Origin of the sequence: Streptomyces sp. NPDC048142 (assembly GCF_043202835.1) — a bacterium.
Classification (GTDB): Bacteria; Actinomycetota; Actinomycetes; order Streptomycetales; family Streptomycetaceae; genus Streptomyces.
This window is the reverse complement of record NZ_JBIDBC010000018.1, coordinates 15,912-37,464: the sequence shown is the minus strand read 5'-3', so window position 1 is coordinate 37,464 and position 21,553 is coordinate 15,912. Positions and strand designations below refer to the sequence as shown.

22 protein-coding genes are annotated in these 21,553 nt (G+C 70.3%); 7 read left to right on the top strand and 15 right to left on the bottom strand.

All coding sequences use genetic code 11. The annotated features are described in order from the left end of the window. Positions 1-132 precede the first annotated feature (132 nt). Positions 133-741, top strand: coding sequence for a hypothetical protein (locus ACGF2Y_RS22270; RefSeq protein ID WP_392950133.1), 609 nt, complete (start codon positions 133-135; stop codon positions 739-741). Positions 742-789: 48 nt separating this feature from the next. Here ACGF2Y_RS22270 and ACGF2Y_RS22265 read toward each other — a convergent pair whose 3' ends face one another. Further along, a complete protein-coding gene (locus ACGF2Y_RS22265) occupies positions 790-2,724 on the bottom strand; it encodes an AMP-dependent synthetase/ligase (protein ID WP_392950131.1) in 1,935 nt (644 codons plus the stop codon). A 484-nt stretch (positions 2,725-3,208) separates the two neighbouring features. Here ACGF2Y_RS22265 and ACGF2Y_RS22260 point away from each other — a divergent pair, with 484 nt between their 5' ends. Next, on the top strand, positions 3,209-3,709 hold the full coding sequence (locus ACGF2Y_RS22260) for a hypothetical protein (RefSeq protein ID WP_392950128.1): 501 nt from the start codon (positions 3,209-3,211) through the stop codon (positions 3,707-3,709). Next, complete coding sequence (locus ACGF2Y_RS22255) at positions 3,706-4,632, top strand: MaoC/PaaZ C-terminal domain-containing protein (RefSeq protein ID WP_392950125.1); 927 nt, start codon at positions 3,706-3,708, stop codon at positions 4,630-4,632. The genes ACGF2Y_RS22260 and ACGF2Y_RS22255 overlap by 4 nt, the downstream gene beginning before the upstream one ends. Before the next feature lie 13 nt (positions 4,633-4,645). Here ACGF2Y_RS22255 and ACGF2Y_RS22250 read toward each other — a convergent pair whose 3' ends face one another. Continuing rightward, positions 4,646-5,290, bottom strand: a complete 645-nt coding sequence (locus ACGF2Y_RS22250) for a TetR/AcrR family transcriptional regulator (protein ID WP_392950122.1) — start codon at positions 5,288-5,290, stop codon at positions 4,646-4,648. A gap of 200 nt (positions 5,291-5,490) precedes the next feature. Between ACGF2Y_RS22250 and ACGF2Y_RS22245 the strand changes: the two genes are divergently transcribed. Beyond that, positions 5,491-5,751: a hypothetical protein gene (locus ACGF2Y_RS22245; protein WP_392950119.1), complete on the top strand. Its 261-nt coding sequence runs from the start codon at positions 5,491-5,493 to the stop codon at positions 5,749-5,751. A 98-nt stretch (positions 5,752-5,849) separates the two neighbouring features. Here the strand turns inward: ACGF2Y_RS22245 and ACGF2Y_RS22240 are convergent, their stop codons facing one another. From ACGF2Y_RS22240 to ACGF2Y_RS22220, 5 genes are all read right to left on the bottom strand, one after another. Continuing rightward, entirely contained in the window at positions 5,850-7,223 is a 1,374-nt protein-coding gene (locus tag ACGF2Y_RS22240) for a dicarboxylate/amino acid:cation symporter (RefSeq protein ID WP_392950116.1), read from the bottom strand. 496 nt (positions 7,224-7,719) lie between these two features. After that, positions 7,720-8,013 carry a DUF4229 domain-containing protein gene (locus tag ACGF2Y_RS22235; RefSeq protein WP_392950113.1) on the bottom strand — a complete coding sequence of 98 codons (294 nt, stop codon included), beginning with the start codon at positions 8,011-8,013 and terminating at the stop codon, positions 7,720-7,722. 117 nt (positions 8,014-8,130) lie between these two features. Continuing rightward, positions 8,131-8,670 carry a GNAT family N-acetyltransferase gene (locus tag ACGF2Y_RS22230; RefSeq protein ID WP_392950110.1) on the bottom strand — a complete coding sequence of 180 codons (540 nt, stop codon included), beginning with the start codon at positions 8,668-8,670 and terminating at the stop codon, positions 8,131-8,133. A gap of 251 nt (positions 8,671-8,921) precedes the next feature. Continuing rightward, positions 8,922-10,085 carry an aminofutalosine synthase MqnE gene (mqnE, locus tag ACGF2Y_RS22225; protein WP_392950397.1) on the bottom strand — a complete coding sequence of 388 codons (1,164 nt, stop codon included), beginning with the start codon at positions 10,083-10,085 and terminating at the stop codon, positions 8,922-8,924. A 94-nt stretch (positions 10,086-10,179) separates the two neighbouring features. Then, on the bottom strand, positions 10,180-10,635 hold the full coding sequence (locus ACGF2Y_RS22220; protein ID WP_392950108.1) for an Lrp/AsnC family transcriptional regulator: 456 nt from the start codon (positions 10,633-10,635) through the stop codon (positions 10,180-10,182). A 121-nt stretch (positions 10,636-10,756) separates the two neighbouring features. On the opposite strand from ACGF2Y_RS22220, the gene ACGF2Y_RS22215 reads away from it, so the two are divergent. Continuing rightward, positions 10,757-10,903 carry a hypothetical protein gene (locus tag ACGF2Y_RS22215; protein ID WP_392950419.1) on the top strand — a complete coding sequence of 49 codons (147 nt, stop codon included), beginning with the start codon at positions 10,757-10,759 and terminating at the stop codon, positions 10,901-10,903. A gap of 52 nt (positions 10,904-10,955) precedes the next feature. Here ACGF2Y_RS22215 and ACGF2Y_RS22210 read toward each other — a convergent pair whose 3' ends face one another. Continuing rightward, positions 10,956-11,642 (bottom strand): UbiX family flavin prenyltransferase, encoded by a 687-nt coding sequence (locus ACGF2Y_RS22210; RefSeq protein ID WP_392950106.1) that lies wholly within the window; start codon positions 11,640-11,642, stop codon positions 10,956-10,958. Positions 11,643-11,763: 121 nt separating this feature from the next. Here ACGF2Y_RS22210 and ACGF2Y_RS22205 point away from each other — a divergent pair, with 121 nt between their 5' ends. Next, complete coding sequence (locus ACGF2Y_RS22205) at positions 11,764-12,390, top strand: rhomboid family intramembrane serine protease (protein ID WP_392950103.1); 627 nt, start codon at positions 11,764-11,766, stop codon at positions 12,388-12,390. A gap of 19 nt (positions 12,391-12,409) precedes the next feature. On the opposite strand, the gene mqnP is transcribed toward ACGF2Y_RS22205, so the two are convergent. Both mqnP and ACGF2Y_RS22195 read right to left on the bottom strand, forming a co-directional pair. Beyond that, positions 12,410-13,333, bottom strand: a complete 924-nt coding sequence (mqnP, locus tag ACGF2Y_RS22200; RefSeq protein ID WP_392950100.1) for a menaquinone biosynthesis prenyltransferase MqnP — start codon at positions 13,331-13,333, stop codon at positions 12,410-12,412. Then, positions 13,330-14,787: a menaquinone biosynthesis decarboxylase gene (locus ACGF2Y_RS22195; RefSeq protein ID WP_392950098.1), complete on the bottom strand. Its 1,458-nt coding sequence runs from the start codon at positions 14,785-14,787 to the stop codon at positions 13,330-13,332. The genes mqnP and ACGF2Y_RS22195 overlap by 4 nt, the downstream gene beginning before the upstream one ends. Positions 14,788-14,929: 142 nt before the next feature. On the opposite strand from ACGF2Y_RS22195, the gene ACGF2Y_RS22190 reads away from it, so the two are divergent. After that, positions 14,930-15,433 carry a PLD nuclease N-terminal domain-containing protein gene (locus ACGF2Y_RS22190; protein WP_392950095.1) on the top strand — a complete coding sequence of 168 codons (504 nt, stop codon included), beginning with the start codon at positions 14,930-14,932 and terminating at the stop codon, positions 15,431-15,433. A 128-nt stretch (positions 15,434-15,561) separates the two neighbouring features. Here ACGF2Y_RS22190 and ccsB read toward each other — a convergent pair whose 3' ends face one another. The 5 genes from ccsB to ACGF2Y_RS22165 all read right to left on the bottom strand — a co-directional run bounded on the left by ccsB (position 15,562) and on the right by ACGF2Y_RS22165 (position 21,213). Continuing rightward, positions 15,562-16,644 carry a c-type cytochrome biogenesis protein CcsB gene (gene ccsB / locus ACGF2Y_RS22185; RefSeq protein WP_392950092.1) on the bottom strand — a complete coding sequence of 361 codons (1,083 nt, stop codon included), beginning with the start codon at positions 16,642-16,644 and terminating at the stop codon, positions 15,562-15,564. Next, complete coding sequence (locus ACGF2Y_RS22180; protein ID WP_392950089.1) at positions 16,641-18,476, bottom strand: cytochrome c biogenesis protein ResB; 1,836 nt, start codon at positions 18,474-18,476, stop codon at positions 16,641-16,643. The genes ccsB and ACGF2Y_RS22180 overlap by 4 nt, the downstream gene beginning before the upstream one ends. Positions 18,477-18,481: 5 nt before the next feature. Continuing rightward, positions 18,482-19,264, bottom strand: a complete 783-nt coding sequence (locus ACGF2Y_RS22175) for a cytochrome c biogenesis CcdA family protein (protein WP_392950086.1) — start codon at positions 19,262-19,264, stop codon at positions 18,482-18,484. A 4-nt stretch (positions 19,265-19,268) separates the two neighbouring features. Next, positions 19,269-19,871, bottom strand: a complete 603-nt coding sequence (locus ACGF2Y_RS22170) for a TlpA family protein disulfide reductase (protein ID WP_392950084.1) — start codon at positions 19,869-19,871, stop codon at positions 19,269-19,271. Positions 19,872-19,938: 67 nt separating this feature from the next. Then, positions 19,939-21,213, bottom strand: coding sequence for a hypothetical protein (locus ACGF2Y_RS22165; RefSeq protein WP_392950081.1), 1,275 nt, complete (start codon positions 21,211-21,213; stop codon positions 19,939-19,941). Positions 21,214-21,553 lie beyond the last annotated feature (340 nt).

Genomic DNA, 21,553 nt, shown 5'->3' with positions numbered 1-21,553 from the left:
ACCCGACGGAGTGGAGCCGGCCGCAGCCTGCCCGGGGCCGTCTTCACCCGGCGGAGTGGAGTCGGCCGCCCGCAGGGGTGGCCCGGCCTCGCCATGCTTCGGTCTCGTGGTCGGGTGCCGAACGATGAGCGCATGTCACTGAACAGTCTGCGTTCGCTGGCCCGCCGCGTGGTTCCCACGCTGCTGGTCGCCCAAGTTGTCTTCCTTCCGCTTCAGACCGCCTATGCCGCCGAGCACACAGCGCCCCCGTGCGCGGCGTCCGCCGAATGCGGTTCGGTCATCGTCGCGCCCGTCTCCCAGGCAGCTCCGGATCACGGTGACTGCACCAGTCCGGAACCGGTCGTGTGCCTGATCCGGAGCGAGACTCCGCAGGAGCGCGAGGTCGCCCGCGATCAGCGGATGCGCTATCACGACCTCCTTGAGGACATGGAGCGCACGGAGTGCGCCATGCGTGCCGAAGGACGCTCGGAGGAGGACATCGCCCGCACTCTGGTCCAGATGCGCAACGACGCCAAGGACGTCGTCCGCGCCGGCATGACCCCGGAACAGGTCGCGGAGCTGGAGGCACGCAACCAGAAGAAGTACGGCAACCCCCTCGGCCCGACAGCCGACCAGCTCTACCTGAAGTACGGCTCCTGGGAGAAGGTCTCCGACGCCGCCACGCGTTCGAGCGCGGCCGTGGACCGCGAACTCGGTCTGGAGTTCCGCCACTGCTCCTGTGACGTGCTCCGGGCAGCCTGACCCGGGTCCCGGTCGGCCGGGCTCCGGCCGACCGGGGACGGAGCCCCCTCACCTCCGGTACAACGCCTCGATCTCCCCCGTGAAGTCCCGTGTGATCGCGTCCCGTTTCAGCTTCAGCGACGGTGTCAGGTGGCCGCTCTCCTCCGTGAAGTCCACCGGCAGGACCGTGAACTTCCGGATCGACTCGGCCCGCGAGACCAGGCGGTTGGCCTCGTCGACCGCCCGCTGGAGTGACGTACGCAGATCCTCGTCGTGGACCAGGTCCCGCAGCGGGATGTCCTGTTTCCCGGTCATCCGGCGCCAGTGCTGGAGGCCGTCCGGCTCCAGGGTGATCAGGGCGGTGATGAACGAGCGGTTGTCGCCGACGACCATGCACTGGCTGATCAGGGGGTGGGCGCGCAGCCAGTCCTCCAGGGGGGCCGGGGTGACGTTCTTGCCGCCCGACGTGATGATGATGTCCTTCTTGCGGCCCGTGATCGTCAGATAGCCGTCCTCGTCCAGCACGCCCAGGTCGCCCGTGGGGAACCAGCCCTCCGGCAGGAGCGCCGGGGCCACCTCCGCCCGTTCGGCGTCCCAGTAGCCCCGGAAGACCTGGCCGCCCTTGAGCAGCACCTCGCCGTCGTCCGCGATGCGCACCGACGTCCCCGGAAGCGGCCAGCCGACCGTGCCCAGGCGGGGTTTGAGGGGCGGGGTCACCGTGTGGGCGGCGGTGGTCTCGGTGAGGCCGTAGCCCTCGAAGACGCTGATGCCCGCGCCCTCGTAGAACGCGGCGAGCCGATGGCCCAGCGGGGAGCCGCCGCAGATCACGTACCGGACCCTCCCGCCGAGCGCCGCCCGGATACGGCGGTAGACCAGCGGGTCGTACAGGGCGCGGGCCGCGCGCAGGCCGAGGCCGGGGCCCGGTCCGGTGCCGTGTTCGGCGGCCTCGACCGCCTTGCCGTAGCGCTGGGCCATGCGGGCCGCCCGGTCGAACGAGGAGGCCCGGCCCATCTTCTCGGCCGTCGCGCGGCCCGTGTTGTAGACCTTCTCCAGGACGTACGGGATGGCGAGGAGGAAGGTGGGGCGGAAGCCCGCCAGGTCGGCCAGCAGGTCCTCGGTCCGGATCGAGGGGGCGTGGCCCAGGCGCACCCTCGCCCGCATGCAGCCGATCGCCACCATGCGGCCGAACACGTGCGAGAGGGGGAGGAAGAGGAGCGTGGAGGCGGGGTCCTTCGAGACCGACTTGAAGACCGGGTGGAGCAGTTCGATCGCGTTGTCGACCTCGGCGAAGAAGTTGCCGTGGGTCAGGACGCAGCCCTTCGGCCGGCCCGTGGTGCCCGAGGTGTAGATGAGGGTGGCGGGGCTGTCCGGTTCCAGGGTGGCCCGGCGAGCCGCCACCGCCGCGTCCGGGATGTCCTTGCCCAGCGACTTGAGGTGGCCGATGGCTCCCGTGTCGAACTGCCACAGATGTGCCAGGCCGGCGAGTTGCCTGCGCTCCTGGCTGATCATCCGGCCCTGTTCCTTCGTCTCCACCGCGCACGCCGCCGCGCCCGAATTCTGGAGGATCCAGCGGGCCTGGAAGGCGGAGGAGGTGGGGTAGATCGGGACCGTCACCAGGCCCGCCGCCCAGGACGCGAAGTCCAGCAGCGTCCACTCGTACGTCGTACGGGCCATGATCGCGACCCGGTCACCGGCCCGCAGCCCCTCCGCCATCAGGCCCTTGGCCACCGCCAGCACCTCGGCGGCGAACTCGGCGGCGCTCACGTCCCGCCAGCCGCCCTCGGCGTCCTTGCGGCTGAGGACCGGCTCGCCCGGAGCCTCCCGGGCGTTGTCGAACGGGATCTCGGCCAGCGAGCCGTGCTCCACGGCCGGCGCGAACTTCGGTACGGAGACCTCCTGGACCCTGCCGTCGGGACCCAGCCTCTTCGCCGGCTCGACCAGGACGGGCGGGGCTGCGGGTGCGTGGGCCGTGGAAGGTGCGGGGGCGGAAGGTGGCGTTGACACGTGCGGCTCCTCGGTTCGGGGGTCGGGCGGGTCGTTTCACCGGTTCGTCCGTCCGGCAGCAGCCGGGGGCGGCCTTCCGGCAGAAGCCGGAGCCGTCCGTCCATCAGCGGCGTCGAATGGCCCGCCGCCATCGCGGTGTTGGGGCCTGCTGCCACGAACACCGGCTTCAGTCCCTCCAGTTGCTCGGACGTCGATCCCGGGCGCGGGTCTCTGGTCGCGGCCCAGGTCCCCGGCAGACAACCACCCGGCAGCTCAGGAAGCCTCGTTCGCACGCGGCCGCCAGGCGCGGGCGGCTCGTGGCGGACGACCGGCTCTCCTCCTCGTGGCCCACCTCCCGGCGGCGCACGGTGACGGCGGCAGGCGCGACGGCGTCACGGTGGCCGGCCCGGTCCGGTCGGTCCGGGATCGCTCATCTCGACCAGCTCCTGACTCTTCAGTAACCTTACTCAAGAGTAAATCTACGACCACGCAGGGAGTCAGGACAATGGCCGATCGCTATCCGCACCTCACCGCCACAACTCCCGGCCGCTTCCTCACCCGGCGGGCCGGCCTGCCGCGCCCCGCCGCGCCGCACCGCCGGCCCCCGCACACGCCGCGCCTGGACGCTCCCCACGCCGTTGCCCCGGACGCTCCCCATCCCGATCCCCGCCCCGCCGTCCTGGACGCCCTCCATCCCGCTGTACGGTCGCCGGCTCCCGTTGGCCGGATCGTCGTCATCGGCAGGCCACCCTCCTCCGGGGATCACCATCAGGCCGCTGCCCAGCGGGTGTTGGAGGGCCTCGCCCGGTCGCCGGGCAAGGGGACCGGCCTCGGCTCCACCGCCCGGCGCCCGCAGATCCCGGACGGCGCAACACCTCAGTCCGCCGAGTTCGCCCTCCACTTCCCCCTCTCACCCCTCCCGCCCCTCTCCCCCCGGTCCGCGTACGTCAGCGGCCAGATGCTGCGGGTCTGCGGCCAGAGCCCGCTGGGGGCGCGAGGCCGATGACCTCACTCAGCGCCTCGCTCGTGCGCGGGGCTCTCTCCTCACCGTTCAAGCGCGCCGTGCGGCCGGACGTCACGCTGCCGCCGAGCCGCCTCACCCGCCCGGCCGCGCCCGTCGCGCCCGGCCCCCTCGCGGCGTACGGCAGGGTCTGCGGCTTCCCGGAGTCCGGGCCTCTTCCGCTCACGTACCCGCATGTGACGGCCTTCCCGCTCACCCTGCGGCTGATGACCGCACGCGCCTTCCCGCTGCCGGTCGTCGGGCTCGTCCACACCTGGATCGAGATCACCCCGCACCGGACCATGCGGCCCACCGAGCCGCTCGAACTGACGGTGTACGCAGATGGGTTGGCCCCGCACCGGCGGGGCACCGAGGTCACGATGGCGACCGAGGCGCGGGTGGGCGGGGAGCTGGTGTGGGAGTCCCGCAGCGGCTATCTGTCCCGGCACCGGCAGACGGCAGCAGCAGCGACCCTCGATCAGGCGTCGGCTTCACAGGCTTCCGCCCCGGCAGCCGCTCCGCCCACCGCCCCAGCCGCCGCCCCGGGCATCGCCGCCCAATCGGTCGCCCAGCCGGCCGTCCCGGCCGCCGACAGCCTGCCCGGCCTCGCCGAATGGTGGCTGCCCGGGGATCTGGGGCGGCGGTACGGAGCCGTCTCCGGCGACCGCAACCCGATCCACCTGTACCCGCTGACCGCCCGGCCGTTCGGCTTCCCCCGGGCCATCGCGCACGGCATGTGGAGCGTCGCCCGCTGCCTCGCCGAGGTCGGCGATCCGGCAGAAATCCGTTGCGTACGGGCGGAGTTCAGGGCCCCTGTCCTGCTGCCCGCCACCGTGACGTACGCGGCCGACGGCCCTGGGAACGTCTTCGAACTGCGCGGCGCCGACGGGCGCGCGCACCTCGTGGGGTCGGTGGACCGCAGGGGCTAGGCGACCGGAGGGGCTAGGTGGCCGGAGGCGTCCACGGCCGGGCGTGCATCAGGTTCTCCAGGCCCGCCCAGGCGAAGTTCATCAGGGTCGCCGCGGCCTCCTTGGCCGAGACGTCCGGGGTGTCGTTGGCCCAGCCCGCCAGCGACTCCGCGGCCCCCACCAGTGCCTGGGCGAGCCCTGCCACGTCCCGGTCCGCCAGGGCGGGGTCGCTGTGGGCCTCGCGGGCGGCGGCCCCGATCAGGCCCGTCACGAACGCGACGATCTCGTCCCTCATGCCGCCGACCTCGCTGACGAACGGCTCCCCGTGCGAGCGCGCCTGGCGGTGCAGGACCGACCAGCCGTCCGGATTCTCGGCGGTGTGCAGGAAGAACGCCCGCAGTCCCGCCCACAGTTGGCCGTCGGCGGGCAGCCCCGGCTCCACCCCGGCCCGCACCGCCTCCAGCAGTGCCTTGGCCTCGCGGCGGATACAGGCGGAGAACAGCTCTTCCTTGGAATTCAGGTACAGGTAGACCAACGGCTTGGAGACGCCCGCCAGCTCCGCGATCTCGTCCATCGAGGCAGCCCGGTAGCCGCGCTGCCCGAAGATCCGCACCGCCGCGTCCATCATCTGCTGCTCGCGCACGGCGCGCGGCATCCGTTTGCTCTTCACAGCACCCACGTCCGGCTTCCTCCCCGCCCCCACTGCCCTGCTCACCGCCCAGGGTACGGCGGTGGACGGCCCCGGCGTCGCAGGGAGCGATCACCCGCGGAGCGATGGCCTGTCGCGACCGGCGGACGAGGAGGGTCCTCCCCCGGTGCGACACCGGCTCCACCCGGCGTCCGATGTGCCCGCCCGGGACAGCCCTCAGCTTTGCGGACATGCCGATCTCCCTTCGCACCGGACCGGCCGGGATCGCCGCGACCGCCGCGGCGCTCGCCCTGACCGCTCTGGCCGCTCTGACCGGGCTCGCGGAGGAACTGGCGAGCCGGGGTTACGTCGTGGCGTCCGCGGACCATCCGTACGAGTCGACCGGTACGCAGCTGCCCGACGGGCGGGTCCTCACCTGTGCCGCCTGCGACCGGGTCGACGCGCAGCCCGACGACGCCGCGCGGCGCGAGGTCCTCTTCCAGCGCCCCTGAACGGGTCCGGGTGACATGAGAGCGCCCCCGGTCCACGTACTCGAACGTACGTGGTGGACCGGGGGCGCTCTCGGTGTACGGCTTGCCGCCGCAGGGCGCTACGCGGTGACCGGCACCGCGCCTTTGGGCTCCGCGACCTCGTCCCGGTCGGTGCCGCCGAAGGCGTCGACCGGGGAGGACGAGGCCGAGTTGTACGCGTCGTGGTCGAGGATCTTCTCCCGGGCCGCGACGATCACCGGGACCAGCGCCTGGCCGGCCACGTTGGTGGCGGTGCGGATCATGTCGAGGATCGGGTCGATGGCCATCAGCAGGCCGACGCCCTCCAGGGGGAGGCCCAGCGTGGACAGGGTGAGGGTCAGCATGACCGTCGCGCCGGTGAGGCCGGCGGTGGCCGCCGAGCCGATCACCGAGACGAAGGCGATCAGGAGGTAGTCGCCGATGCCCAGCTGCACGTCGAAGATCTGCGCGATGAAGATCGCCGCCAGTGCCGGGTAGATCGCGGCGCAGCCGTCCATCTTCGTGGTCGCGCCGAACGGGACGGCGAAGGAGGCGTACTCCTTCGGAACGCCGAGGCGCTCGGTGACCCGCTGGGTGACCGGCATGGTGCCGACCGAGGAGCGGGAGACGAAGGCCAGCTGGATCGCGGGCCAGGCGCCCTTGAAGAACTGGAGCGGGCTGACCTTGGCGACGGTGGCCAGGAGCAGCGGGTAGACACCGAACATCACCAGGGCGCAGCCGATGTAGACGTCGGCGGTGAACGTCGCGTACTTGCCGATGAGGTCCCAGCCGTAGTCGGCGATGGCGTAGCCGATGAGGCCGACGGTGCCGATCGGGGCGAGGCGGATGACCCACCACAGGGCCTTCTGGAGCAGCTCCAGGATCGACTGGCTGAGGGTGAGGATCGGCTTGGCCTTCTCGCCGAGCTTGAGGGCGGCGATACCGGCGACGGCGGCCATGAACACGATCTGGAGCACGTTCAGCTCGGTGAACGGCGTGATCACGTTGTCCGGGACGATGCCGGTCAGGAAGTCGATCCAGCTGCCCTTGGTGTCGGAGAGCTTGCCGTCCTTCGGCGTGAGGCCGGTGCCGGAGCCCGGGTTGGTGACCAGGCCGATCGTGAGGCCGATGGCGACCGCGATCAGCGAGGTGATCATGAACCAGAGCAGGGTGCGGGTGGCGAGCCGGGCGGCGTTGTTGACCTGGCGCAGGTTGGTGATCGACACGAGGATCGCGAAGAAGACCAGCGGTGCGACGGCCAGCTTCAGCAGCTGGACGAAGAGCGAGCCGATCTCGTCGAGGGTGGTGACGAGCCAGCCGAGGTCCTGGCTGCGGGCCAGCCAGCCGAGCAGCACGCCGAGGACCAGACCGGCGACGATCTGGGCCCAGAACGGGACCTTGGGTATACGGAAACCGGGGCCGGAGCCGGTGGGCTGCTCGGCCTCGGGGGCGGCGGACGCGGGGTTCGCGGACACGGACACACTCCAGTTAAGGACGCATCGGGACGCACGGAGGCAATCCGTGCGGTCGTGCGGTGGAACGGGGACGGGGTCGCGGCGCCCGCGTCAGGGGCGGCGCCGCTGCATGATGCCGTATCAGACCTTGCGGCAACAGACCGCGGACATACAGCGGCAGAGATCGACATGCAGGCGCGCCACGAGCGGAATGCTCGCGGCATGACGGAGGCGCACAGCTGTCTTCACATCGAATACGTTAACACTTGAACTTTGAGAACCTCAAAGCCTGCCTTTGGCTCCGGGGCAGGGCTCCGCCGGGCAGGAATGGCCGGAAATGCGGTGGAAGGCACCGGAGAGCAGCGGGAAACGCCACGGACCCCGGTGCTGGAGCCGGTCGGCTCCCGCCCGGGGTCCGGCGGAGAAGGGGTGCGCACGGCGTGCGCGTGTGAGGAAGCTTACGTGGCGCCTACCGGTGCGTCCGGCGCGTCGGCTGGACGGGGTGGCGCCGCCGGCGCTACTGGACCGCGTCCTCGCGGGTGCGGTTGGCGTCGAGGCGCGCCTTGGTGCGGTCGACGGTGGAGACGATCTGCACGGACATCTCGTCACGCTGCCTGCGCAGCAGCACATAGCTGAGCGGGGCGGAGAGAAGGAGGCCGAGGAGGATCACCCAGACGACGTTGGAGCCCCCGAGCCCTGCGGGCACCAGCCCGAAGTGGACGGCGACACCGGCGGCGAGGAAGCAGCCGACGAAGATCAGCAGGCGCAACGCCGTGTAACGGATCAAGGCGCTCGGCTTGGCAGCGGACACGGCTGGCCCTCTCTTCCCATGGACTCTCGACACGCTTCTGCCCGTCCAGTGAAGCATGGCCCGAATTCTCTCGGTTCAGGGGGTTGCCGGGCCCGGGGGCGGCCAAGGGCTGTCCGCTCATCCCCGGTGGGCGCTCCCCAGCGGGAGCAGCATGACGATGTCGTCGCGGTCGTCGCCGTCGGCCACCCGGATCGCGTCCGGCACCCGGCCGACCTCCTTGTATCCGCAGGCGGCGTAGAAGCGGTCGGCGCCGGTGCCGCCCCGGCAGGTGAGGCGGATCGCCTCGATGCCCTCGATGGAGCGGGCGGCGTCGGCGGTGGCGGCCATGAGGTCGCGACCGTACCCCTTGCCCTGGTGGCGGGGGTGGACCATGACGGTGTAGAGCCACAGCCAGTGCCGCAGCAGCCGGTGGTCGTTGAGGGTGAGGAAGGCGGTGGCGGCGACGACACCGTCCTCGTCGCGGCCGACGAGCAGCCGGGTGCGGCCCTGCTCGATGGCGACGAGGTGCTTGAGCAGGTCGGGCCGGACGTCCTCGGCCGTCACGGGCGGGACGAAGCCGACGGCGCCGCCCGCGTTGGTGACATCGGCCCAGAGGGCGGTGACGCCGTCGCGCAGGGCGGGGGTGAAGTCGGGATCCAGCTCGAATGTAAGTGCCATAGAGGCAGGCTAACCATTACATGCTGCTCGGCTCAACCCCTTTCCGCGGCACGGGCAGGAGGATCGTTTACGCAGCATGGGCAGGCGACAGCCCGGAAGGCGACCCGGCGGCCCGATCCGGCCCGGCGACGCGACCCGGCCCGCCCCGGCGACCCGGCCCGGCACCCCGCCCGCTGGCCCGGACGCGGGAAAGCCCCGGTCGGGGCGGCGGCCGGGGCTTTCCTTCGGAGCGGGGACGGTCGGGGTGCGCGTCAGACGCGCATCGGCTGCGGCGACTCGCGCCGGTCCGCGTCCGGGCCCGGGTACTCGCGCAGGATCTCGTACCGGGTGTTCCGCTCGACCGGCCGGAAACCGGCGTCGCGGATCAGGTCCAGCAGGTCCTCACGGCCGAGCTTGTTCGGCGTGCCGAAGTCGTCGGCGTCGTGCGTGATCTTGTACTCGACGACCGAGCCGTCCATGTCGTCCGCGCCGTGCTGCAACGCGAGCTGGGCGGTCTGCACGCCGTGCATCACCCAGAACACCTTGACGTGCGGCACGTTGTCGAAGAGCAGCCGGGAGACCGCGAAGGTCTTCAGCGCCTCCGCGCCGGTCGCCATCGTGGTACGCGCCTGGAGCTTGTTGCGGACCTTGCCGTCCTTCATGTCCACGAAGTCGTGCTGGTAGCGCAGCGGGATGAAGACCTGGAAGCCGCCGGTCTCGTCCTGCATCTCCCGCAGCCGCAGCACGTGGTCGACGCGGTGACGGGGCTCCTCGATGTGCCCGTACAGCATCGTCGCGGGGGTCTTGAGCCCCTTCTCGTGCGCGAGACGGTGGATGCGCGACCAGTCCTCCCAGTGGGTGCGGTGGTCGACGATGTGCTGGCGGACCTCCCAGTCGAAGATCTCCGCGCCGCCGCCGGTCAGCGATTCGAGACCGGCCTCGATCAGCTCGTCGAGGATCTCGGAGGCCGAGAGGCCGGAGATCGTCTCGAAGTGGTGGATCTCCGTCGCCGTGAACGCCTTCAGCGCGACGTCCGGCAGGGCTTCCTTCAGCGCACTGAGCGAACGCGGGTAGTAGCGCCACGGGAGGGTCGGGTGCAGTCCGTTGACGATGTGCAGCTCGGTGAGGTTCTCGCCCTCCATCGCCTTGGCGAGGCGGACGGCCTCCTCGATGCGCATCGTGTACGCGTCCTTCTCGCCCGGCTTGCGCTGGAACGAGCAGTACGCGCACGATGCGGTGCACACGTTGGTCATGTTGAGGTGACGGTTGACGTTGAAGTGCACCACGTCGCCGTTCTTGCGCATGCGCACCTCGTGCGCCAGCCCGCCCAGCCACGCCAGGTCGTCGGACTCGTAGAGGGCGATCCCGTCCTCGCGGGTCAGCCGCTCGCCGGCCCGGACCTTCTCCTCCAGCTCGCGCTTGAGTCCCGCGTCCACTAGGCCGCCTCCCATTTCTCCGTGCATTCAGACTCCGACCAACCGTACTCCCCCACCCTCCGGGCAGGAGGGGCCCCCTTTACGGCGCTCCGCGCTACGGCTCCTCGGGGAGTTCCCCGACCCGGTTCTCCCACTTGGTGGAGAGCACGATCGTCGTACGGGTCCGCGAGACGCCCTTCGTGCCGCTCAGGCGCCGGATCGTCTTCTCCAGGCCGTCCACGTCGCCGACCCGGACCTTGAGCATGTAGGAGTCGTCGCCCGCGATGAACCAGCAGTCCTCGATCTCCGCGAGGTCCTTCAGCCGGACCGCCACGTCCTCGTGGTCGGCCGCGTCCGAGAGCGAGATCCCGATCAGCGCGGTCACGCCGAGCCCCAGCGACGCGGAGTCGACGGTGGCGCGGTAGCCGGTGATGACCCCGGCGGTTTCCAGCCGGTTGATGCGGTCGGTGACGCTGGGCCCGGAGAGCCCCACGAGCCGCCCCAGCTCGGCGTACGAGGCCCTGCCGTTCTCCCTGAGGGCCTGGATGAGCTGCCTGTCCACCGCGTCCATATGACTGAAACCTTCCATTGTTCAGCAGTACCGCGAGTTTACGTGTAGAATCTAAGGCATGCGGGGCCGAGACCCTGCAAATCTTCTAGAACATCCAAGAAACGCTTTCGAATCTTCAGGAGTGAACTTCACCGTGTACACGATCGAGATGGCCTACGCCCGGATGCGCGAGCTGCAGGACCTGGCCAACCGCTCGCGTGCCCACCAGCCCGCCGCCGCGCACCGCGTCGACAAGACCCGCTCCCCGCGCGCGCCCAAGAAGCACTGACCCGGACAGGTCCGACCGGAACCTGTCCGACCGGGACCTGCCCGACTGGGACCTACCGGTCCTGCGGGTTGCGGGAGCCGCCACCGAGCTCTCCTTCCCAGCGGCGGTACAGCCGGTGCGGCACGTCTGCCGCGTCCAGCACCCGCCCCGCGACGAAGTCCACCAGGTCCTGGATGTGCGTCGCACCCGCGTAGAACGCCGGAGAGGCGGGCAGCACGACCGCGCCCGCCTCGTCCAGGGTCACCATCTGCTTCAGCGTCTGACCGCTCAGCGGGGTCTCGCGCACCGCGACCACGAGCGGGCGGCGCTCCTTGAGCGTCACGCTCGCGGCCCGCTGGAGCAGATCCTTCGACAGACCGAGCGCCACTCCGGCCACACAGGCCGTCGAGGCCGGCACGATCAGCATCCCCTTCGCCGGGTACGACCCGGAGGACGGCCCGGCGGCCAGATCACCGGCCGGCCAGTGGCGTACGCGCTCCAGCTCCGCGTCCCCCACCGCGAAGGCGTCCGGCTTCCCGTCCGCACCGCGATCCAGCCAACCGCGCAGGTCCTCGCGCCAGTGCCCGTCCCGGAACGCGATACCGGTCTCGTCCAGCAGGGTGAGCCGCGAGGCCCGGCTCACCACCAGGTCCACGCTCTCACCGGCCGCCAGGAGTCCGCGCAGAACTGCGGCCGCGAACGGGGTACCCGAAGCGCCGGACACCCCGACAATCCAAGGCCGCCGCTGCTGATGAGTCACTGAAGTCCTGGATTCCACATCTGCGAGCCTATCCGGCACGCCCAGGCACCCGGCACCCGGAACCGGGCAAGCGCCCCGCACGTTCACCGAGTGACGGGCAACCCGGGGGCAGGGGAAGACCATGGGCGACTACTGGACCACCGACCGCACCACGAACAACGGCACCACCGGGGGCGCGCGGGCCCTGACCGCCGGGATCCTGATGGTGGGCTGGGTGGCCCTTCTGTGGGCCCTCGAAGGGATCGACACGGCCACGGGCAACGCCCTGGACACCTACGGCATCAGCCCGCGCGACCCGGCGGAGCTGCGGGACGTGATCCCCGCCGCGTTCCTGCACAGCGGCTGGGAGCACGTGGCCTCCAACAGCGTCCCGCTGCTGGTCCTCGGCTTCATCGCCGCCCTCGCGGGGCTGCGCCGGTTCGCCGCCGTCGTCGTGACGATCATCGTGGTCAGCGGCCTCGGCGTCTGGCTGACCGCCCCGGCGAACACCGTGACGCTCGGCGCCTCCGGCGTGGTCTTCGGGCTGCTCGGCTATCTGCTGGTCCGCGGCTTCGTGGACCGCCGCCCCTGGGACGTCCTCATAGGCATCGGCGTCGCCCTGGTCTACGGCTCGCTGCTGTGGGGCGTCCTGCCCACCCAGTCGGGCGTCAGCTGGCAGGGCCACCTCTTCGGGCTGGCCGGCGGTGTGGCGGCGGCCTTCTTCTTCCGCCGCCCGCGCCGCGCACCGGACAACCTGGTCACGGTCTGACCGGGGCCGGCTCGGGGTCCTACGGGGCCAGACCGCGCACCAGCAGGTCCAGCAGCGCGCAGGCGAACAGCGCGATGCCGATGAAGCCGTTCACCGAGAAGAACGCCCGGTTCAGCCGGGACAGGTCGTGCGGCCGCACGACGCGGTGCTCGTAGACGAACGCCACCGCGACGATGGCCATGCCGATCCAGTAGAAGGCCTCGGCGTCCGTGGCCAGCCCGAACCAGACCAGCAGCCCGGTCGTGACCGCGTGGCACACCCGCGCGCCCCATAGCGCGGCCGGGATCCCGAAGCGCGCCGGGAAGGAGAGCACCCCGTGGGCCCGGTCGGCCTGGACGTCCTGGCAGGCGAAGATCAGGTCGAAGCCGCCGATCCAGATCCCCACGGCGAGCCCGAGGACCACCGCGTCCCAGGACCAGCTGCCGGTCACCGCGAGCCAGGCGCCGACCGGCCCTATGGCCTGCGCGAGGCCCAGGATGGCGTGCGGGAAGTTCGTGAACCGTTTGCCGTACGGGTAGACCACCATCGGCACGACGGCCAGCGGCGCGAGCACCAGGCAGAGCGGGTTGAGCAGGGCGGCTGCGCCGAGGAAGACGACCAGCGCGACGAGCGCACCGGTCCACGCGGACTTCACCGACACCGCGCCGGTCACCAGCTCGCGGCCCGCGGTGCGCGGGTTCCGGGCGTCGATCTCCCGGTCGATGATCCGGTTGGCGGCCATCGCGAACGTCCGCAGCCCCACCATCGCCAGCGTGACGAGCAGCAGCGTGCCCCAGTGGATGGTGCCGTCCAGCAGGAACATCGCGGTCAGCGCGGCGATGTAGGCGAAGGGCAGCGCGAAGACCGAGTGCTCGATCATCACGAGCCGGAGGAACGACTTGACCTTGCTGCCCGAGGGCGCGGAACCGGGTACGGACGCCGCCGCCTCCGCCGCGCTGCTCACAGCCCGTACTCCTTCCAGCGGCGGTCGACCTTCGCCGCCGTCCCCGGGTCGGAGACGACCATCTCCGGCCAGCCCCCGTCCCGGGTGTAGCCCTCCGTGGGCAGCTTCCTGGTGGCGTCGATGCCCGCCTTACCGCCCCAGAACTGCTGGTACGAGGCGTGGTCGAGGTGATCGACCGGGCCCTCGACGACCGTGAGATCGCGGGAGTAGTCGGTGTTGCCGAGCGCCCGCCAGGCGACCTCGTGCAGATCGTGGACGTCGCAGTCTGCGTCCACCACCACGATCAGCTTGGTCAGCGACATCATGTGCGCGCCCCAGATCGCGCTCATCACCTTCTGGGCGTGCTTCGGGTACTTCTTGTCGATCGAGACGATCGCGCAGTTGTGGAAGCTCGCCGACTCCGGCAGGTGGTAGTCCACGATGTCCGGCACGACGATCTTCAGCAGCGGCAGGAAGAACCGCTCCGTGGCACGGCCCAGCGGCCCGTCCTCGGTCGGCGGGCGGCCCACCACGATGGACTGGAGCAGGGGCCGCTTGCGCATCGTGATGCAGTCGATGGTCAGGGCGGGGAACGGTTCCTGCGGGGTGTAGAAGCCGGTGTGGTCCCCGAACGGGCCCTCGGGGAGCATCTCGCCCGGCTCCAGCCAGCCCTCGATGACGACCTCCGCCTGCGCGGGGACCTGGAGCGGCACGGTCTTGCAGTCGACCATCTCGATCCGCTTGCCCTGGATGAACCCGGCGAAGAGGTACTCGTCGATGTCCCCGGGCAGCGGGGCGGTGGAGGCGTACGTCACGGCGGGCGGGCAGCCGAACGCGATGGCGACGGGCAGCCGCTCGCCGCGCCGGGCGGCGACCTGGTAGTGGTTGGCGCTGTCCTTGTGGATCTGCCAGTGCATCCCGATGGTGCGCTTGTCGTGGCGCTGGAGCCGGTAGAGGCCCAGGTTCCGGACGCCGTTCTCGGGGTGCTTGGTGTGCGTGAGACCCAGGTTGAAGAACGATCCGCCGTCCTCGGGCCAGGTGAACAGCGCGGGCAGCTTCTCCAGGTCGACGTCGTCGCCGGTCAGCACCACTTCCTGGACGGGCGCGTCACCGGACTTCACCTTCTTCGGCGGCACGTGCACCATCGAGCCGAGCTTCCCGAAGGCCTCCCGCACCCCGACGAAACCCTGCGGCAGTTCCGGCTTGAGGAGCCCGCCGATCTTGTCGCTGATGTCGCTGTACGCCTTCAGTCCCAGGGCCTTCAGGAGGCGCCGGTCGGTGCCGAAGACGTTCATGGCCAGGGGCATCGAGGACCCCTTGACGTTCTCGAACAACAGGGCCGGGCCGCCGGCCTTGTTGACCCGGTCGACGATCTCACCGACCTCCAGATGGGGGTCGACCTCGACCTTGACGCGCTTGAGATCACCATCGCGCTCAAGAGCCCGGAGCAGGGAGCGAAGATCGTCGTAAGCCATGCGGTCCAGTTTGTCATCCCCGCCCGCGCGGCCTCGCCGGGGCTCCCCGTTGCCGGGCCCCGGATCCTGCGTGCCGAGCCGGTACCCTGGCCGCGATACCGGGCAATCATCCCGCCCACCGCCGCTTCCTGGGGGACGCACCATGAGAGCCCTGATCTTTCTCGTGCCGCTGGCTCTGACGATCTACGCGTTCATCGACTGCCTGAACACCTCCGAGGAGGACACCAAGCATCTGCCGAAGGTCGCCTGGGTCTTCATCATCCTGCTGTTCTGGATCGTCGGCCCGGTCGTGTGGCTCGCGGCGGGCAAGGTGCGGCACGGCGCGGCGGCGGGCGGCGGCGCCTCCTCGTGGCAGCGGGGCAGGCGTACGCAGTGGGTGGCCCCGGACGACAACCCCGACTTCCTGAAGTCCCTCAAGGGCGACGAGAAGAACGGCGGCGACGGCGACGACGACGCGGCCGCGCCGGGGAAGGCCGACGCGCGGAAGGACCCCCAGCAGGACCCCCAGCAGGAGGGGCCGAAGGACGACGAGAAGGACCCTTCGGCCCTGAAGGACTGGGAGGCGGATCTGCGCCGCCGCGAGGAGGAGCTCAAGCGCCGCGAGCGCAGCGCGGGCCCCGACGACACGGCCCCGCCCGCCTCCTGACGCCTCCTGACCTCACCCGGGGAACGTGTACGGCCCCCGTACGGATCGCGATGATCCGTACGGGGGCCGCTTCCGTGTCCGGTACGGATCGTCGCGATCCGTGCGGGGGGGCGTATCCGTGTCCGGGCTCAGACTCCCGCGTAGGAGTGCAGGCCGGAGACGAAGATGTTCACGCCGTAGTAGTTGAACAGCCAGCAGGCGAAGGCGACGAGCGCCAGGTAGGCGGCCTTGCGGCCCTTCCAGCCGGCGGTGGCGCGGGCGTGCAGATAGGCGGCGTAGGCGACCCAGGTGATGAAGGACCAGACCTCCTTGGGGTCCCAGCCCCAGTACCGGCCCCAGGCGTCGCCGGCCCAGATCGCGCCGGCGATGATCGTGAACGTCCACAGCGGGAAGACGGCCGCGTTGATCCGGTACGCGAACTTGTCCAGCGTGGACGCCGAGGGCAACCGCTCCATGACCGAGGCCGCGAACTTGCCGGGCGTACCGCCGGAGACGAGCTTGCTCTCGTAGCTGTCGCGGAAGAGGTAGAGGACCGTGCCGACCGCGCCGAGGTAGAAGACGGCACCGCAGATGATCGCGGTCGAGACGTGGATCCACAGCCAGTACGAGTGCAGCGCGGGCACCAGCTGGTCGCTGTCGGTGTAGAGCGTCGTGACCGCGATGCCGAGGTCCAGAAGGACCGTGGTAACCAGCGGGAGGCCGATCCAGCGGACGTTCTTCTTCAGCGCGAGCAGCACCAGGTAGGAGCCGACCGCCACCGTGGAGAAGGTGATGGAGAACTCGTACATGTTGGCCCAGGGGGCCCGCTGCACGGACAGGGCGCGGGTGGCGACGCCGCTCGCCTCGACGAGGAACGCCACCACGGTCAGCGAGACCGCGATCCGGCCCCACAGGTCGCCCTTGAACGTGCCGCCGGCCGCACCCGGGCCGTCGGGCACGTCACGTGTGCCGGCGGCGGAGCGGGTGATGACCTCGGGCCGCTCCAGCACGGCGGTGCCGCCGGACCGCGCCTTCACCGCCGGGGCGGCGGCTCCGGCTCCGGCTCCGGAGGCGGACAGCGCTGCGGCGGTGCGGCCGACCTTGCTGCGGCTGCCGAGGACCCACTCCGCGATGTGCGCGAAGAAGGCCAGGGTGTAGACGGCCATCGACGAATAGATCAGCACATTGCTGGTGTGCGCCAGGCTCTCGTTGGTTGCGGCGGCGAGATTCACTTCTCAGCCCCTTCGGCAGGTGCTTCGGCAGGGTGTACGGGCCGGCTCCCGGCCTCGTTCGTGGCATCGGTGGTGCCGGGCCCGCCCGGCGCGTCGGGCTTCTCCGGGGCGTCCGGCTTCTCCCGGGATTCCGGCTCTTCCGGCTCCTCCGGGGCGGCGGGGGCCACCGGGACCGTGGTGACGAGAGCGGCCGAGAGGTCGCCCAGTTCCTCGGGGAGCTTCGCGGACTCGCTGCGGCCCAGGCCCGCCATCTCCACGACCGTGACGCCGTCGGCGCCCCGGACCGCCCGCACCCACACCCGGCGGCGCTGGATGAACAGCGATCCGGCGAGACCGGCGATGGCGGCGACGGCTCCACCGAGCGCCCAGCCGTTGCCCGGCTGCTGCGAGATCTGGAAGCTGGCCCACTCCTCGACGCCCTCGAAGGTGATCGACCCGGCGCCGCCGGACAGTTCCAGCTTCTCGCCCGGCGTCAGCAGCTTCTTGAGCAGCTCGCCGTCCTTGTCCTTGAACTCCTTCATCTTGGACGTGTCGAGCTGGTAGACGTTCTGCGCGAGCCCGGAGTCGACGCCGAGCGAGCCGTGGTAGGCGCTGAGCGCCAGCACGGGGAAGTCCAGGCCGGGGAACTGCGAGAACATCTGGCCCTGGCCATGGCCGGCGAACGTCGGCACGAAGAACGCCTTGAAGCCCAGCTGGGTCTTGACGCCCTTCTTGTCCTTGTAGCCGTCCATCACCTTGATGGCGCCGGACGAGGTGATGTTGTTGTCGATCGGCAGCAGCGGGACGGCGGACCGCGAGACGACCTCGCCCTTGCCGTCCCGGACGGTGACGACGGGGGCGTAGCCGTGGGCGATCAGATAGACCTTGGTGCCGTCCACGACGAGCGGTTCGTTGACCTTGATGACGCCCTTGCGCTCCGCGCCCTCGGCTCCCTCGGTGTACGTCACCCGGGCCTCGAAGGTGCGCGGGGTGCCGCGCTGCGGGCCGCTCTTCTCGTACGTACCGACGAAGTCGTCCAGCACGAAGCTGAACGGGGCCAGGGAGTCGGAGTCGTAGAGCGAGCCCGACCGGAAGTCGTCGTACTGGGTGAGCGTGTTGGAGAAACCGTCGCCCTCGACGACCAGCTTGCCGCCCTCGGACTTGAAGAGCTGCCCGGAGGCGAAGGCCACCAGCATCACGATCAGGGCGATGTGGAAGACCAGGTTCCCGGCCTCGCGGAGGTAGCCCTTCTCGGCGGCGACCGCGTCGCCTGCCTCGTCCGTCCGGAAGCGCCGCTTGCGCAGCACGGCGAGAGCCGCCGCACGGACCGCCTCGGGCTCCGCGTCGGTGCGCCAGGTGGTGTACGCGGGCAGCCGGGTCAGCCGCTTCGGCGCGCCCGGCGGGCGGCTGCGCAGCTGGCCGACGAACTGGCCGGTGCGCGGCACGATGCAGCCGATGAGCGAGACGAACAGCAGGATGTAGATCGCGGAGAACCACACCGAGCTGTAGACGTCGAAGAGCTGGAGCTTCTCGTAGACCGGGGTGAGGGTGGTGTGCTGGTCCTTGAAGGCCTGCACCTTCATGTCGTCGACGCTGGTCTGCGGGATCAGCGACCCCGGGATCGCGCCGAGGGAGAGCAGGAAGAGCAGGATCAGCGCCACCCGCATCGAGGTGAGCTGCCGCCAGAACCAGCGGACCCAGCCGGTCACGCTCATCGCGGGGACGCCCGCTCCGGTGTCGGGGCGCTCCTCGCGGGGGGCGGTGGAGAGCCGGTCGCCGGCCGCGCCGTGGGCGGAGCCCTGCGCGCGCTCGTCCTCGTGCTGCCGCGTCTCCGTGCTGTTCGCCTTGCTCATTGGACTCAGATCCCTACAACGAAGCCGCTGGACCAGCTCTGCATGTGCTGCATGAGCGTGGCCCACGCACCGGTCAGCAGCAGGATTCCGGTCACGATCATCATGCCGCCGCCGATCCGCATCACCCACGCGTAGTGCCGCTTGACCCAGCCGAACGCGCCGAGCGCCTTGCGGAAGGCGACCGCGGCCAGGACGAACGGGACACCGAGTCCGAGACAGTACGCGACGGTCAGTATCGCGCCGCGTCCGGCGGTGGCGCTCTCGGTGGAGAGGAACAGCACCGACGAGAGCGTCGGGCCGATGCACGGTGTCCAGCCGATCCCGAACAGGGCGCCGAGCAGCGGTGCGCCGGCCAGTCCGGTCACCGGCCGTCTGTGGAGGCGGAACTCGCGCTGCGTCACCCCCGGCAGGAGTCCCATGAAGAAGATCCCCATGAGGATCATCAGGCCGCCGAGGACCTTGTTGAGCACCTCGGAGTACGCCTGGAGCTCATTGCCGAAGTACCCGAAGAGCGCGCCGGTGGAGGCGAACACGACGGTGAAACCGAGGACGAAGAGCGACGCGCCCGCGACCACCCGGCCGCGCCGGGCCTCGGCCAGGTCGGTGCCGCTGACCCCGGTGACGTAACTCAGATAGCCGGGGACGAGAGGCAGCACGCAGGGCGAGAAGAAGGAGACGAGACCGGCCAGCAGGGCGACGGGCAGGGCCAGCAGCAGAGCCCCGTTCAGGACGGTGTCGTTGTACGCGGCCAGCGTGACGGTCTCGTGGTGGGCGGCGAACGGGATCACCGGATCACTTCTCCGCGATGATCGGGTCGATCATCTTGTGCAGTTCGTCCGCGTCGAGCGCCTGGAGCGTGCGGGCCGCGATCTTCCCGTCCCGGTCGATGACCACGGTGGACGGGATGGCCTGCGGGTTCAGGGTGCCCTTGGGGAAGCGGAGGATGAGCTTGCCGATCGGGTCGTAGAAGCTCGGGTACTCGACCCCGTAGTCCTTCTCGAAGTTGATCGCTGCGTCCCGCTGGGCGTCGCGGGTGTTTATCCCGACGAACTGGACGCCCTGGTCCGCCGTCTCCTCGGAGACCTTCGCGAAGTACTTCGCCTCCAGGCGGCAGGGGCCGCACCAGGAGCCCCAGACGTTGAGCACGACAACCTTGCCCTTGTAGTCGGCGAGGTCGAGCGGCTTGCCGTCCAGACCCTCGCCGTCGAGCTTCGGCGCCGCCACCCGGTCGCCCTTCGCGACGGTGGAGATACCCCCGCTGCCGGTGACGAAGTTGGTGTTGCCGCCGCCCCCGGCCTTGCTGCCGCCGCCGCACGCGGACAGCGTCAGGGCACCGGCCACGGCGGTGGCGGCGAGCAGGGTGAAGCGGCGTCGGGACGCGCGGCCAAAGCTCATGTGAAAAGTTTCGCATGGCAGTTTCCGGGCTTCCCCGCGCCCCCCTCGGTGCCCGTAAAGCCCCTTGTCAAGCCTGTTTAAAGAAGGAGTTCCAACCTCCGGCGGGCGCCTGACCGACGTCCAGCGTCCGGAGCTTGGCGAGCACGGCGGGATCCTGTACGTCGAGCCAGTCGACGTACTGCCGGAACGAGACGAGACGCACGTCGTCCTTGTCCGCCACCTTCTTGATCACTTCTTCCACGGCGTCCATATAGATGCCGCCGTTCCACTCCTCGAAGTGGTTGCCGATGTAGAACGGCGCACGATTCGACTCGTACGCGCGCCGGAAACCGGCGAGATACGCCCCGGCCGCCTGGGTGCGCCAGCCCGGATAACGCGAGGGCATGCCCTTCGTCGAATTCTTCGACTGATTGGCGAGGATGTTGTAGTCCATCGAGAGCACCTCGAAGGAGTGCCCGGGGAACGGCATCGCCTGTAGCGGCAGATCCCAGACGCCGCCGCGCTTCACGGGCCAGACCTGACGGCCGCCGGGCGAGCTGGCGTCGTAGCGCCAGCCCAGTTTGCTCGCGGTCGGCAGGAGATTGTCCTGGCCGAGCAGGCAGGGGGTGCGGCCGCCGATCAGTTCCTTGCGGTAGTCGAACGGGAGCGGGTCCTCGCTCTCCCAGCCGGTGTTGGTCCGCCATTCCGTGACGAACGACACAGCCTGATTGATCTCGCTGTGCCATTGGGCGGGCGTCCAGCGCTCCACGGATCCGGAGCCGGCACAGAAATGCCCGTTGAAGTGGGTACCGATCTCATGGCCGTCCAGCCATGCCTGGCGCACGTACTTCAGCGTGTCCTTGACGTGATCATCGGTGAGATATCCGATGTCGGATGCGCCACGGGGGTTGTTCGGCGGACGGTAGAGGGATTTCTTCGACTCGGGCAGCAGATAGATCCCGGAGAGGAAGAAGGTCATCGCCGCGTCGTGTTCCTTGGCGAGGTCGAGAAAGCGCGGGAAGAGTCCGTTGCCGACCTCGCCCGCGCCGTCCCAGGAAAAGATCACGAACTGCGGCGGCTTCTGGCCGGGTTCGAGCGGAACGGGCGCCGACGGCTGGTGCGGCTGCTTGCCGGTGTCGGCGGTCGAGCCGTCACCGATCAGCCGGACCTTGTTCTTCGGTGAACCGTTTCCGCTGCCGTTGCCGTTGGCGTCGCCGTTGCCGCCGGCGCCGGTGTCGCCCTTGCCGCCCTGGCCGGACCCTCCGTCGCCGGAGGTGTCCGAGGCGCCACAGCCGGCGAGTCCGATCGCGGCTGCGGCGCCGAGCCCTGCCCCGAGCAGACCCCTTCGATTGATGTCGCGCATACCGTCCTCATCTGCGGTCGTTTTATCTCAAGCACATACAAACTGCTGAAGAGTTAGATGAGCCGCGTAACACGTCGGTTCCGTGCATTTAGGGACTTTCTTTACGCTTTACCTTGCCGACCTGCCCGCACGGCCACCCGTCCGGCCACCCGCCCGGCCGATCATGGTGCGATGTCCGTACGGCGCTCGCACGCTCTTACGGGCGTTCCTGAGGGGAGACGCAGGAGCGGCACTCCGCAGTTCTGCCGCCGGCCGACGGATCGTCGGCCGGCCGCACGCACCGGCCACACGCGCCGGCCGCAAAGAGGACGGGACCGGCCGCCGTTGCTCCGGCGACCGG

Coding starts and splice junctions, on each gene's coding strand:
- ACGF2Y_RS22165 (WP_392950081.1), bottom strand. CDS start 21,213: ATGCGCGACATCAATCGAAGGGGTCTGCTCGGGGCAGGGCTCGGCGCC.
- ACGF2Y_RS22195 (WP_392950098.1), bottom strand. CDS start 14,787: ATGGCTTACGACGATCTTCGCTCCCTGCTCCGGGCTCTTGAGCGCGAT.
- ACGF2Y_RS22190 (WP_392950095.1), top strand. CDS start 14,930: ATGAGAGCCCTGATCTTTCTCGTGCCGCTGGCTCTGACGATCTACGCG.
- ACGF2Y_RS22220 (WP_392950108.1), bottom strand. CDS start 10,635: ATGGACGCGGTGGACAGGCAGCTCATCCAGGCCCTCAGGGAGAACGGC.
- ACGF2Y_RS22260 (WP_392950128.1), top strand. CDS start 3,209: ATGGCCGATCGCTATCCGCACCTCACCGCCACAACTCCCGGCCGCTTC.
- ACGF2Y_RS22170 (WP_392950084.1), bottom strand. CDS start 19,871: ATGAGCTTTGGCCGCGCGTCCCGACGCCGCTTCACCCTGCTCGCCGCC.
- ACGF2Y_RS22180 (WP_392950089.1), bottom strand. CDS start 18,476: ATGAGCAAGGCGAACAGCACGGAGACGCGGCAGCACGAGGACGAGCGC.
- ACGF2Y_RS22255 (WP_392950125.1), top strand. CDS start 3,706: ATGACCTCACTCAGCGCCTCGCTCGTGCGCGGGGCTCTCTCCTCACCG.
- ACGF2Y_RS22270 (WP_392950133.1), top strand. CDS start 133: ATGTCACTGAACAGTCTGCGTTCGCTGGCCCGCCGCGTGGTTCCCACG.
- ACGF2Y_RS22230 (WP_392950110.1), bottom strand. CDS start 8,670: ATGGCACTTACATTCGAGCTGGATCCCGACTTCACCCCCGCCCTGCGC.
- ACGF2Y_RS22205 (WP_392950103.1), top strand. CDS start 11,764: ATGGGCGACTACTGGACCACCGACCGCACCACGAACAACGGCACCACC.
- ACGF2Y_RS22245 (WP_392950119.1), top strand. CDS start 5,491: ATGCCGATCTCCCTTCGCACCGGACCGGCCGGGATCGCCGCGACCGCC.